Genomic DNA, 12,406 nt, shown 5'->3' on the forward strand with positions numbered 1-12,406 from the left:
GGAATTGGATAAAAACCCAGTAGGAGGATGATGGAGGGGCCGGCAAATCCATCCCGCAGGGACAGGACGAACGGCACTGCCCTCTGTTTTTGAGGGCGGAAGGACGCGGGCCGCAGGTGGTGGAACACCTACGACCCGCTAACCACAACCCAGCTTACTAAGGAGCTGACCCATGGCTAAGCCGAATGATACGTCCAACCCCGAGGTAACAGAATCGTCCCCCCGCTTCGTCCCACTGCTACCCACCTCCCAGGCCGACATGTGTCCGCGTAGCGCCACCCTGTACGTGGACACCCATGCACTCCCCACGCACTTGTTCGACAACGCGAAAGTGCGCTTGAGGTCGGCAATCAACATCCTGGCCATGACCCGTTTGCTCGATGAGAAAGAAGAGCCCGGTGGCACCCTGGCCTACATCAACGGTGCGTTGCTGTCGCTGCTCAGCGATGCCTTGTCCGAAATCGAGGCGGGCCACCCGAGCCTGTAGCGCCGCTCCCCGGCGCGACGCCCCCGGCCTGGCCGGGGGCTTTGTTGCATCGCCCATCACAAGACCTTTCGCGCTCGAACGGCGAGGCTCACCGCCCGTCCCGGTCCTCGCGAAACGGCCGCCAATTGCCCGAAGCTTCCGACCCTTTTTTCGGACGATTTCTTACGCCCTTATAAATCAGCAAGTTACGAGACCTCGAAAAAAGAGGGTTTCTGGCAGGAAAAACTCGGTATTTCCTTTTCCTTCAAATGGTTATAGGTTTTCGGGGCTAGTTCACTGCCGTACAGGCAGCTAAGAAATTATCGATTACCCACATTTTCTCCCAGCCCACGTTCACTGCCGTACAGGCAGCTAAGAAATGGGCCGGCGCCTACGCGGCGCATCAGCCGGTGTTCACTGCCGTACAGGCAGCTAAGAAAATGCAGCCAGGGCTTACTCCGCTGCTGCTGGACGTTCACTGCCGTACAGGCAGCTAAGAAATTGAGCTTGTCGTTGTACTCGTCGAGGCTCATGTTCACTGCCGTATAGGCAGCTAAGAAAATACTGACTCAGCCAGGGAAAAGTCACTTGGAGTTCACTGCCGTATAGGCAGCTAAGAAAAGCGTGCCATGGCGGCGGTAAGTCAAACCGTTGTTCACTGCCGTATAGGCAGCTAAGAAACTCAAGAAAGAGCAGAACGGCCAGCCTGCGCCGTTCATTGCCGTGTAGTCCCGTAGGGCGAATGCCGCCATAGGCGGTATCCGCCCTACGGATCGGGTTCCTGGCATCCACGAAGTGAGGCTTGCCCTCCGAGTGGTGGGGCGGCAAACCCGCCCCGTCAGGAGGCCGAGCGGAATCGTTGCGGAGGGGGACGAGTGGCAGGATGCCGCGAGAGCCGCCTCGGTCCACGAAGGACCGTGGCGGCGTGCCGCCGGGAGCAACGATGCAGCGAGGGCACCCCAGCCGAGAAGCGGCTGGGGCCGGATGCCGGGGCGAGTCTTTTGGTTCCTTTTGGACGCTTGCAAAAGGAACTCGCCTGGGAAGGCGAAACAAGAGACCAAGGCAGGCACAGAAAACAGCTTGAGCAGCAAACATGAAGCCCGCTCGAACGTCCCGTAGGGCGAATACCGCCACAGGCGGTATCCGCCGATGCCCTGGAGAGCCGGCGGATAACCGCAAGCGGTTATTCGCCCTACGGATCGGGCTCCTGGCATGCCCTCCGAGGGGCAGGGCGAGTCTTTTGGACGCTTGCAGAAGGAACTCGCCTGGAAAGGCGAAACAAGAGGCCAAGGCAAGCACGACAAGCAGCTTGACCGGCAACCATGACGCCCGCTCAAGCGCTAAGCAGCAGCTTGCCCCTTACTGCCGTGCAGGCAGCGACGGGAGCTGGGGGCCAGTGCACGCATTCACGGCCCGCCAGGCAGTCCCCGTGCACCCGGTGCCGAAACGCCACCTTCGTGCCCTGAGTCATGGCCAATGCTCCACGGCAAGTCGCTACCCCTCAGTACCCATCCGCCACCGGTGCCAGGTAGAGCCCGCCCGCACCGAGGGTAATGCGCAGGTTGCGGATCTCTCCGGCGCGCAGGGTCAGGGTCTGTCCGGCGAGGATGGTCATGCCGTTCCGGCAGGCGTCGCCAGGACCGTTCGGCGCAAGACGCACGTCCACCGCGCCGGGTTGCAGGTTCAGGGCCAGGCTGGCGCCCGGTTGCAGGTTGCCGACCAGTTCGTCGTGGACGTACAGGCCGATATCGCAGGCAGTGCCGGACTCGACCCGCTCGCGGGAAACGTTCAGCACCGCATAGCCGATCGGCGCCGGGTCGGGTTGCGCCCAGCCGCCGCTGGCCGGTTGCGGGTCCGCGGCGAGCGCCGGGAGGGCGCAGGCCAGGGCAGCGGTATGGAGCAGCGGGCGAAGGATGGGGAACATGGCGGGCCTCGGCGGCGGGGGCGTAGGGAAAAGCTTGGCCGAAGCCGGGGCCCGGGACAAGTCGGGACGGGCATCCGCGTGCCCGTCCGTCGCTGGGGTCAGGCGCCGCGTTGCGGCAGCATGGCGCGCAGTACGTCGTCCTTCTGCACGCGGTGGTGCCAGATGGCCGCGGCGGCGTGGCCGAGGATCAGCGCGAAAAGCAGGTACTGGACGGTGACGTGGGTGCCGCCGGCGAACGCCTTGAAGGCTTCCGGCAGGTCGAACGGGCCGATCTGCACCAGCCAGAACAGGTCCAGCGGACGCTTGCCGGCGAGCATGCCGGAGAGCGGCATGACGATCAGCACCGCGTACAGCAGGAAATGCCCGGCCTTGGCGGCCGCGCGCTGCCAGTCCGGGTTCCCCTCCAGGGTATCCGGGACACCCTGGACGCGGCGCAGCGCCAGGCGTGTCAGGGTCAGCAGGAGTACCGCCACGCCCAGCGACTTGTGCAGGGTGAAGACGTTGCCCTTGCCGCCGAGCAGGCCGGCGAAGAAGTCGGCGCCGTAGGGCAGGGCGATGATCAGCAGGACCGCGACGGCGCTGAGCCAGTGCAGGGCGATCTGTGACGGGGAATAGCGGCGGATGGACATGGTTCTACCTCGTGAAGAACAAGGTGAACATGTTAACCATGTGCTTTGTAGGGTTTAAGCCTCTTTACTCCGCCTTTACCCGTTCTTGACGCTTTGTCGGTTACCGGATATTTCGAGGATTGACCTTGACACCATGTCAAGGTCGAAAATCGCCCCATCGATGACCAACAGGAGGCAATACCATGCAAGTCTTCAAGGTTCAGGGCATGACCTGCGGCCACTGCGTACGGGCGATCACCCATGCGGTGCAGGCGAAGGATTCGGCGGCGGACGTCCAGGTGGATCTTGGCGCCGGCGAAGTCCGGGTCGCCAGCCGGCTCGACAGCACCCAGGTACTCGAGGCGATCCGCGAGGAGGGCTACGGCGCCGAGCTGGCCTGACCCCAGTCGCGCACCAGGCCACGGAACATCGGCTCCAGCAGGTGTTCCGCGTCCGTATCCGGATCGAACAGGCGCGGGTCGCGCAACCAGTCGTTGAACAGGCCCAGGATCAGCGCGTGCAAGGCGCGCGAGGCGATCCTCGGGGTCATGCCCGGATGCAGCCGCACACGGCATTCGTCGCGGGCGAACAACTGCTCGCAGAGTTCGATGAACATCTGCACGAAGGCGTTGTTGCGTTCCTGCGCCTCGCGCAGTTCCTCGGTGAATTCGCAACGTTGCATCAGGATGGTCAGGATGCGGCGCTTCTTCTCCTGCGTCAGCAACGATTGCACGGCCTCCAGGCAGAGGTCGTAGAGCGAGCGCAGCGGGTCGCTGCCATCGCAGCCGGACAGGCGCTCGGTGAGTTGCTCCGGCGGCAGGCGTACCTGGTTGAGCATCTCGTTGAACAGGTGGGCCTTGTTCTGGAAGTGCCAGTAGACGGCGCCACGGGTCACCCCAGCGGCCCTGGCGATCTGTTCCAGGCTGGTATGGGACACGCCCTTTTCCAGGAACAGTTCCTCGGCGGCCAGGAGGATGGCCGTACGGGTTTTTTCAGAATCTTCCTTTGTGCGTCGCATGCTGTGCTGGGTAGTCGAATCGGTCTCGGCAACGGGGCGGGGAGTGTACCGATTTTAGCCGCGCTCGGGCGGACTCGAAGTATTTCGACACCACCTTTGTCTAATGCTGCTCATTCATGAGTCGTGGATTCCGCGGTTCCACGGTCTCCGGCCATGATCGGCGGGCGTCTTCGGTGTTATGCTGCGCGCTGCTTTTTCGGCGACTCCCCGGCTGTCCGTAGCATCTTCCCGCCAGTACCGGCCTTCAGGCCTGGAGCCGCCCGCCCTCACAGACGATTCAATGATAGGCGTCGTCGTCCCGCTTGCCGGGAGCCGCGCAGGGAAGTGCCTTGCCTGCCACCGACGCGCCCCGTGCCGAGCGATCCATGAACCTGCGCATCCTGCTGATACTGGGAGCCCTGAGCGCCTTCGGGCCACTGGCCATCGATTTCTACCTGCCGAGCTTCCCGACCCTGGCCAAGGCCTTCGCCACCGACGTCGAGCACGTCCAGCTGAGCCTGGCCGCCTACTTCGCCGGCCTGTCCATCGGCCAGTTGCTCTATGGCCCGGTGGCCGACCGCTATGGCCGGCGCCTGCCGCTGCTGGTGGGGGTGAGTATCTTCACCCTGGCCTCGGCCGCCTGCGCCCTGGCGCCGAGCCTGGAGTGGCTGATCGCCGCGCGCTTCGTCCAGGCCCTCGGCGGCTGCGCCGGGATGGTCATCTCGCGGGCAGTGGTGCGTGACCTGTGCGATCCGATCGGCGCCGCCAAGGCGTTTTCCCAGTTGATGCTGGTGATGGGCCTGGCGCCGATCCTCGCCCCCGTGGCCGGCGGCCTGCTGCTGGACTGGCAGGGCTGGCAATCGATCTTCGTCTGCCTGACCCTGTTCGCCGCCCTGGCCGGCCTCGGCGTGGCGTTGTGGCTGCCGGAAACCATCCCGGCCGACGGCGAGCGACCGCCGCTGTCCGGCGCGCTGGGGCAGTACCGGCGGCTGTTCGCCGACCGCCTGTTTCTCGCCTATGGCCTTTCCGGCGGGGTGGCGATGGCCGGGATGTTCGCCTACATCGCCGGTTCGCCCTACGTGTTCATCCAGCTCTACGGGATTCCCGCCGAGCACTATGGCTGGCTGTTCGGCAGCAATGCCGCGGGCTTCATCGTCATGGCACAGGTCAACGCGCGGCTGCTGCGCTATCGCGGGCCGGCGTACTGGCTGCGGCGGATCATCTGGGGCTACCTGGTGTGCGGCCTGGCCCTGCTGGGCATCGCTTCGCTGCAACCGGCCACGCTGTGGCCGCTGCTGGTTCCGCTGTTCGGATGCGTGGCCAGCCTCGGCTGCATCATTCCCAACGCTTCCGCCTGCGCCATGGCCGGACAGGGACAGCACGCCGGCAGCGCCTCGGCGCTGATGGGCAGCCTGCAGTTCAGCGTGGCGGCGGGCGCTTCGGCGCTGGTCGGCGTGCTCCACGACGGCACGGCGATCCCCATGACTCTGGTGATCGCCGTCTGCGGCGCGGTCGCGACCCTGCTCGCCTGGCAGACCGGGCGCCTGGAGCGCCAGGCCGCCTGAGCGCGGATCAGGCCGTTCGCTGTTTCAGTTCGGGCAGCACATGGGGCGCGCGCAGGCGCGCCTCGAGGCGGTCGACGAAACGCCGGGCCTCGCTTTCGCTACGGAAGTTGACGGCCTGCTGGTCGAGGCAGACTTGCCAGCATTGGCCTTTCGGGGTTTGCGACGGGCGGACGAGGATGTTCATGGCGATTCATCCATCGGGGCTGGAAAGGGAGCTTCAGTCTAGTCCTGTCGGCCCGGAAAACACTGACCGGGATCAGTTTGCCGACAACTGGTCGCCGCTTCGTTTACAGCCCCGCCGCAGAGCGCTTCAGGCTCCTCCCTCGCCCTGCCTTACCCGCTGCCGGTAGGCGCTCGGCGACAAACCCATGACCTTGCTGAACAGGCGCGAGAAGTAGTAGCTGTCGTCGTAGCCGACCGCCTGGCCGACCCGGGCCACGCTCTGGTCGCTGCTGTCCAGCAACTGGCAGGCGTACTCGATCTTCAGGTGCAGGAAGTGCTGGATAGGCGTACGGCCGGTGATCGCCTTGTAGCGACTGACGAAATGGAACTTCGACAGGTTGCAGAAGGCCGCCAGGCGTTCCAGTTCGAGGCGCGCATGCAGGTGTTCGCGCATGTAGGCGTGCAGCCCGTCGAGGTCCAGGCTGCCCTCGCGCAGCGGGCGCAGCAGCGGTAGCTGGCAGAGCAGGCTGCGCAGGCGGCTGGCGGCGAGCAGGAAGTGCTGGAAGCGGTAGCCGCTGTGGCGCACCTCCAGCAGTTGCTCGAAGCCGCCGAGCAGGGCGTGTTGCAGGCCCCAATGGCGCAGCGGGGTGTCGCGGTAGCCGGCGCTGTGTTGCAGCCAGGTGGCGCTGTCGCCGCGCAGGTGGGTCCAAAAGATGGTCCAGGGTTGGCGGTCGTCGGCGGCGTAGTCGTGGGCCATGCCCGGCGGCAGCCAGAGCAGGTCGCCGCTGCCGACCCGGTATTCGCGCCAGGCGTCGCCCTCACGCACGCGCAACAGGCCCTGGCCTTCGCTGCAATAGATCAGCAGGTGCTCGTCATGGCGCTCGCGGCTCATGCGGTGGTCGCGGGCGCGCCGGTAGTGGCCCAGGGAGGTGGGGTAGAGGTCGCGGCTGAGCGGGTGGACCGCCAGTTTCTCCAGCAGCGCCGCCGGGATCGGCAAGCGCAGGCTGTCGGCCGGCAGGGGCCAGTCGGAGGTGTGCGACATGTCGGTAGCCGGCTCCGCAATATAGTCCATGAACAACACAATTTAGTCGATCTCGCGACCTTCCGCCCAGTGATAGCTTCTTGGCCGAAGCGAGGTCCGAATCGACCTCGTACCAGTCCGCCACAACAATAAAAGCCGGCCTGGCCGGTGCAGGAGGGTTCATGTCAGTCCCAGTCCGCCACCTCATCGCGGGAGCCTTCGTCGAAGGTCTCGGCGCCCAGCGCATCCCGGTCAGCAATCCCCTCGACAACAGCACCCTGGCGGAGATCGCCTGCGCCAGCGCGGAGCAGATCGAGCAGGCGGTGGCCAGTGCCCGCGAAACCTTCGCCAGTTGGAAGGAAACCCCGGTTTCCGAGCGCGCGCGGGTGATGCTGCGTTACCAGGCGTTGCTCAAGGAACACCACGACGAACTGGCGAAGATCGTCTCCAGCGAGCTGGGCAAGACTTTCGAGGACGCCAAGGGCGACGTCTGGCGCGGTATCGAGGTGGTCGAGCACGCCTGCAACGTGCCCTCGCTGCTGATGGGCGAGACGGTGGAGAACGTCGCCCGCAACATCGACACCTACAGCATCACCCAGCCGCTGGGCGTGTGCGTTGGCATCACCCCGTTCAACTTCCCGGCGATGATCCCGCTGTGGATGTTCCCGCTGGCCATCGCCTGCGGCAACGCCTTCATCCTCAAGCCTTCCGAGCAGGTGCCGCTGACCAGCGTGCGGCTCGCCGAGCTGTTCCTCGAGGCCGGTGCGCCGAAGGGCGTGCTGCAGGTGGTGCATGGCGGCAAGGAACAGGTCGACCAGTTGCTCAAGCACCCGCAGGTGAAGGCGGTGTCCTTCGTCGGCTCGGTCGCCGTCGGCCAGTACGTCTACCACACCGGCACCGCGCACAATAAGCGCGTGCAGAGCTTCGCCGGGGCGAAGAACCACATGGTGATCATGCCCGACGCGGACAAGGCACAGGTCATCAGCAACCTGGTCGGTGCCTCGGTGGGCGCGGCCGGGCAGCGCTGCATGGCGATCTCGGTGGCGGTGCTGGTGGGGGCCGCCCGCGAGTGGATTCCGGAAATCCGCGACGCGCTGGCCAAGGTCCGCCCCGGCCCATGGGACGACAGCGGCGCCAGCTACGGCCCGGTGATCAACCCGCAGGCCAAGGCGCGCATCGAGCGCCTGATCGGCCAGGGCGTGGAGGAGGGCGCGCAACTGCTGCTGGATGGCCGCGGCTACAAGGTCGAGGGATACCCGGACGGCAACTGGGTCGGCCCGACGCTGTTCGCCGGGGTGCGCCCGGACATGGCGATCTACCGCGAAGAGGTGTTCGGCCCGGTGCTCTGCCTGGCCGAGGTCGACAGCCTGGAGCAGGCGATCCGCCTGATCAACGAAAGCCCCTACGGCAACGGCACCTCGATCTTCACCAGCTCCGGCGCCGCGGCGCGGACCTTCCAGCACCACATCGAGGTCGGCCAGGTGGGCATCAACATCCCGATCCCGGTACCGCTGCCGTTCTTCTCCTTCACCGGTTGGAAGGGCTCGTTCTACGGCGACCTGCACGCCTACGGCAAGCAGGGCGTGCGCTTCTACACCGAGACCAAGACCGTGACCGCGCGCTGGTTCGACAGCGATAGCGTGGCCGGGACCAACTTCTCGATCCAGATGCGCTGAAAGGGAGACGGACCGATGACCGACATCGCATTCCTCGGCCTGGGCAACATGGGTGGGCCGATGGCCGCCAACCTGCTCAAGGCTGGCCACCGGGTGAATGTCTTCGACTTGCAGCCCAAGGCCGTGCTGAGCCTGGTCGAGCAGGGCGCGCAGGGCGCCGATAGCGCCTTGCAGTGCTGCGAAGGCGCCGAAGTGGTGATCAGCATGCTGCCGGCCGGGCAGCACGTGGAAAGCCTGTATCTCGGCGACGACGGCCTGCTCGCGCGGGTCGCCGCCAAGCCCCTGCTGATCGACTGCTCGACCATCGCCCCGGAGACCGCGCGCAAGGTCGCCGAGGCCGCCGCGGCGAAGGGCCTGACCCTGCTCGACGCGCCGGTTTCCGGCGGCGTCGGCGGCGCCCGCGCCGGAACCCTGAGCTTCATCGTCGGCGGCCCCGCCGAAGGCTTCGCGCGGGCCCGGCCGATCCTCGAGAACATGGGCCGGAACATCTTCCACGCCGGCGATCACGGCGCCGGCCAGGTGGCGAAGATCTGCAACAACATGCTCCTCGGCATCCTCATGGCCGGCACCGCCGAGGCCCTGGCGCTGGGGGTGAAGAACGGCCTCGACCCGGCGGTGCTGTCCGAGGTGATGAAGCAGAGTTCCGGTGGCAACTGGGCGCTGAACCTCTACAACCCCTGGCCCGGGGTGATGCCGCAGGCGCCGGCGAGCAACGGCTATGCCGGCGGTTTCCAGGTGCGCCTGATGAACAAGGACCTCGGCCTGGCGCTGGCCAACGCCCAGGCGGTGCAGGCCTCGACGCCGCTCGGCGCGCTGGCGCGCAACCTGTTCAGCCTGCACGCCCAGGCCGATGCCGAGCACGAGGGGCTGGACTTCTCCAGCATCCAGAAGCTCTACCGCGGCAAGGACTGACCTCTACGACCAAAGGTTGATGGCGGGTGCCCGGCGCCCGCCCATACTCCAAGGCTCACTCACTGCTTCATCCCTAATAAGAACAATCAGAGGGCTGGAACATGACGTACCTGCAGCAGCACGCCCGCTCGATCGCCGAGCCGGCCGCGTTCTGGGCCGAACAGGCCCGTTCCCTGGCCTGGTACCAGGCGCCCGCGAACATCCTCGAAAGCCTGCCCGACGGCACCCATCGCTGGTTCGCCGATGGCCGTCTGAACAGCGCCTACCTGGCCCTCGACCGGCAGATCGAGGAGGGGCGCGGCGAACAGACCGCGCTGATCTACGACTCGCCGGTGACCGGTACCCAGGACCGCTACAGCTACCTGCGGCTGCGCGACGAAGTGGCGCGCCTGGCCGGCGCCCTGCGGGCCCTCGGGGTCGGCAAGGGCGACCGGGTGATCATCTACATGCCGATGGTGCCGCAGGCGGCCATGGCGATGCTCGCCTGCGCGCGCCTGGGCGCGGTGCATTCGGTGGTGTTCGGTGGCTTCGCTCCCTACGAGCTGGCCCTGCGCATCGACGACGCCACGCCGAAGCTGGTGCTCACCGCTTCCTGCGGGCTGGAGTTCGATCGGGTGATCGAATACAAGCCGCTGGTGGACAAGGCCCTCGAACTGGCGATCCACCAGCCTGCCCACGTCATGGTCTGGCAACGCCCGCAGGCGCCCGCGCGCCTGCACCCGGGCCGCGACCTGGACTGGCAGGACTGCCTCGCCGCCGCCGAGCCGGCCGATCCGCTGCCGGTGGCCAGCGGCGATCCGCTGTACATCATGTACACCTCGGGCACCACCGGTAAGCCCAAGGGTATCGTCCGCGACAACGGTGGCCACGCGGTCGCGGTGCGCTACGCGGTCCGCACTATCTACGGCATGCAGGCCGGCGACGTCTGGTGGGGGATCTCCGACGTCGGCTGGGTGGTCGGCCACTCGCTGATCGTCTACGGCCCGCTGATGTGCGGCTGTACCACGGTGTTCTACGAAGGCAAGCCGGTGCGCACGCCGGACGCCGGCGCCTACTGGCGGGTGATCGAAGAGCACAGGGTGAACAGCCTGTTCTGCGCGCCGACGGCGATCCGCGCGATCCGCAAGGAAGACCCGCATGGCGAACGGGTGAAGCGCTACGACCTGGGTTCGCTGCGCCACCTGTTCCTGGCCGGCGAGAAGCTCGACAGCAGCACCCAGCACTGGCTGGAGGAGCACACCGGGCGGCCGGTCCACGACCATTGGTGGCAGACCGAGACCGGCTGGCCGGTGACCGCGCCCTGCATCGGGATCGCCGGCCACGACCTGCGGGCCGGCTCGACCAACCGCGCGGTGCCCGGCTACCACGTGCAGGTGCTGGACGACGAAGGCCGGCCGCTGGGTGCGAACCGCCAGGGCGCGATCGTCATCGCCCTGCCGTTGCCGCCGGGCTGCGCGCAGACCCTCTGGGGCGACCACCCGCGCTACCTGCAGGCCTACCTGGGCAACTATCCCGGCTACTACCACACCGGCGACGGCGGTTATCTCGACGAGGACGGCTTCGTCTACATCATGGGGCGCACCGACGACGTGATAAACGTTTCCGGGCATCGCCTCTCCACCGGCGAGATGGAGGAACGCGTGGCGCAGCACCAGGCGGTTGCCGAGTGCGCGGTGATCGGCGTGCGGGACGAACTCAAGGGCCACGTGCCGCTGGGCCTGGTGGTGCTCAAGGACGATGCCGGGATCGCCGCCGAGCAACTGCAGCGCGAGCTGGTGGCGCTGGTCCGCGAACAGATCGGCGCGCTGGCCTGCTTCCAGCGGGTGGTGGTGGTCAAGCGGCTGCCGAAGACCCGCTCCGGGAAGATCCTCCGCGCGGTGCTGCGCAAGATCGCCGATGGCGAGGACTACGCGGCGCCATCGACCATCGACGACCCGACGATCCTTGGCGAGATCGAGGCTGCGCTGAGGGTGCGCAAGGCGGGATAGCAAAGGCCAGGGGCACGGCGGTAGGGTGGAAAACGCCGCGCCCCGTGGTCCTGCCGTTCAGAACCCTTCGAGAACGATCTTGCCCTTGGCCCGGCCGCTCTCCAGCAGCGCGTGGGCGCGGCGCAGGTTGGCCGCGTCGATGCGGCCGAAATGCTCGCCGACGGTGGTCTTCAACACGCCTTCGTCGATCAGCCCGGCGACCCGCTCCAGCAGCCGGTGCTGCTCGATCATGTCGTCGGTCTGGAACATCGAGCGGGTGTACATGAACTCCCAGTGCAGCGACAGGCTCTTCTGCTTCAGCTTGCCGATGTCCAGCGACGCCGGGTCGTCGATCAGCGCCAGGCGGCCTTGCGGGCGCAGCGCGGCGACGATCTGTTCGAGGTGCTGGTCGGTGTGGGTCAGGCTGGCGACGTGGCTGACCTCGGCGACACCGATCCGCTTCAGCTCTTCGGCCAGCGGCTTGCCGTGGTCGATCACATGGTGCGCGCCGAGGTCGCGGACCCAGGCCTGGGTCTCTGCGCGCGAAGCGGTGCCGATCACGTTCAGGCCGGTCAGTTGCCGGGCCAGTTGGACCAGGATCGAACCGACCCCGCCGGCGGCACCGACCACCAGCAGGCTCTGGCCCTGGTCGGCCTTGCCTTCGGCGATCTGCAAGCGCTCGAAGAGCAGTTCCCAGGCAGTGATGGTGGACAGCGGCAGGGCCGCGGCCTGGGCGAAGTCGAGGCTTTTCGGCAGGTGCCCGGCAATGCGCTCGTCGACCCGATGCAGCTCGCTGTTGCTACCGGGGCGGGTGATGTCCCCGGCGTACCAGACCCGATCGCCAGGACGGAACAGGCTGACCTCGCTGCCGACCGCGCGCACCACGCCCGCCGCGTCCCAGCCCAGCACCTTGGCCTGGCCGGCTTCCGGCTGGGCGCGCTGGCGGACCTTGGTATCCACCGGGTTGACCGAGATGGCGCGGACCTCCACCAGCAGGTCGCGCGGGCCCGGCGTGGGCTCGGGCAGTTCGAGGTCGAGCAGGGCGTCGGGATGGTCGATGGGCAGGGATTGGTAGTAACCGACAGCTTTCATGGGAACTCCGGGAAAC

General features: G+C 66.8%; 12 protein-coding genes and 1 CRISPR repeat array. Of the genes, 6 read left to right on the forward strand and 6 right to left on the reverse strand.

The genetic code is table 11. From position 1 onward, the window contains the following. The first annotated feature begins 172 nt into the window (after positions 1–172). Positions 173–487, forward strand: coding sequence for a hypothetical protein (locus tag ACYAF3_RS18385; RefSeq protein WP_003113065.1), 315 nt, complete (start codon positions 173–175; stop codon positions 485–487). 271 nt (positions 488–758) lie between these two features. Next, a CRISPR array of direct repeats spans positions 759–1,147; the repeat unit is 28 nt; unit sequence GTTCACTGCCGTACAGGCAGCTAAGAAA. A gap of 820 nt (positions 1,148–1,967) precedes the next feature. Here ACYAF3_RS18385 and ACYAF3_RS18390 read toward each other — a convergent pair. Continuing rightward, positions 1,968–2,390 carry a hypothetical protein gene (locus ACYAF3_RS18390; protein ID WP_003143305.1) on the reverse strand — a complete coding sequence of 141 codons (423 nt, stop codon included), beginning with the start codon at positions 2,388–2,390 and terminating at the stop codon, positions 1,968–1,970. Positions 2,391–2,488: 98 nt separating this feature from the next. Next, on the reverse strand, positions 2,489–3,019 hold the full coding sequence (locus ACYAF3_RS18395) for a cytochrome b (protein WP_003092155.1): 531 nt from the start codon (positions 3,017–3,019) through the stop codon (positions 2,489–2,491). A gap of 182 nt (positions 3,020–3,201) precedes the next feature. On the opposite strand from ACYAF3_RS18395, the gene ACYAF3_RS18400 reads away from it, so the two are divergent. Then, positions 3,202–3,399, forward strand: coding sequence for a heavy-metal-associated domain-containing protein (locus ACYAF3_RS18400; RefSeq protein ID WP_003092153.1), 198 nt, complete (start codon positions 3,202–3,204; stop codon positions 3,397–3,399). On the opposite strand, the gene nalD is transcribed toward ACYAF3_RS18400, so the two are convergent. Beyond that, positions 3,378–4,016 (reverse strand): efflux system transcriptional repressor NalD, encoded by a 639-nt coding sequence (nalD, locus tag ACYAF3_RS18405; protein ID WP_003092152.1) that lies wholly within the window; start codon positions 4,014–4,016, stop codon positions 3,378–3,380. The genes ACYAF3_RS18400 and nalD overlap by 22 nt on opposite strands. 365 nt (positions 4,017–4,381) lie before the next feature. Between nalD and ACYAF3_RS18410 the strand changes: the two genes are divergently transcribed. After that, positions 4,382–5,560, forward strand: coding sequence for a multidrug effflux MFS transporter (locus ACYAF3_RS18410; RefSeq protein WP_128669410.1), 1,179 nt, complete (start codon positions 4,382–4,384; stop codon positions 5,558–5,560). Positions 5,561–5,567: 7 nt separating this feature from the next. Here ACYAF3_RS18410 and ACYAF3_RS18415 read toward each other — a convergent pair whose 3' ends face one another. Then, on the reverse strand, positions 5,568–5,744 hold the full coding sequence (locus ACYAF3_RS18415; RefSeq protein WP_003104346.1) for a hypothetical protein: 177 nt from the start codon (positions 5,742–5,744) through the stop codon (positions 5,568–5,570). Between the two features lie 126 nt (positions 5,745–5,870). After that, positions 5,871–6,794 carry an MmsAB operon transcriptional regulator MmsR gene (mmsR, locus tag ACYAF3_RS18420; protein WP_004345397.1) on the reverse strand — a complete coding sequence of 308 codons (924 nt, stop codon included), beginning with the start codon at positions 6,792–6,794 and terminating at the stop codon, positions 5,871–5,873. 131 nt (positions 6,795–6,925) lie between these two features. On the opposite strand from mmsR, the gene mmsA reads away from it, so the two are divergent. The 3 genes from mmsA (at position 6,926) to ACYAF3_RS18435 (ending at position 11,319) form a co-directional block, all read left to right on the forward strand. Continuing rightward, the gene (mmsA, locus tag ACYAF3_RS18425) at positions 6,926–8,419 is read left to right on the forward strand and encodes a CoA-acylating methylmalonate-semialdehyde dehydrogenase (RefSeq protein WP_003092142.1); all 1,494 of its coding nucleotides are present in this window, start codon (positions 6,926–6,928) and stop codon (positions 8,417–8,419) included. 15 nt (positions 8,420–8,434) lie between these two features. Beyond that, a complete protein-coding gene (mmsB, locus tag ACYAF3_RS18430; RefSeq protein WP_003453595.1) occupies positions 8,435–9,331 on the forward strand; it encodes a 3-hydroxyisobutyrate dehydrogenase in 897 nt (298 codons plus the stop codon). Between the two features lie 101 nt (positions 9,332–9,432). Then, positions 9,433–11,319, forward strand: coding sequence for a propionyl-CoA synthetase (locus ACYAF3_RS18435; protein WP_003104354.1), 1,887 nt, complete (start codon positions 9,433–9,435; stop codon positions 11,317–11,319). 57 nt (positions 11,320–11,376) lie between these two features. Here the strand turns inward: ACYAF3_RS18435 and ACYAF3_RS18440 are convergent, their stop codons facing one another. After that, the gene (locus ACYAF3_RS18440) at positions 11,377–12,390 is read right to left on the reverse strand and encodes a zinc-binding alcohol dehydrogenase family protein (protein WP_128669412.1); all 1,014 of its coding nucleotides are present in this window, start codon (positions 12,388–12,390) and stop codon (positions 11,377–11,379) included. Positions 12,391–12,406 lie beyond the last annotated feature (16 nt).

The sequence above is a fragment of the Pseudomonas sp. TZ252 genome, from assembly GCF_056110345.1.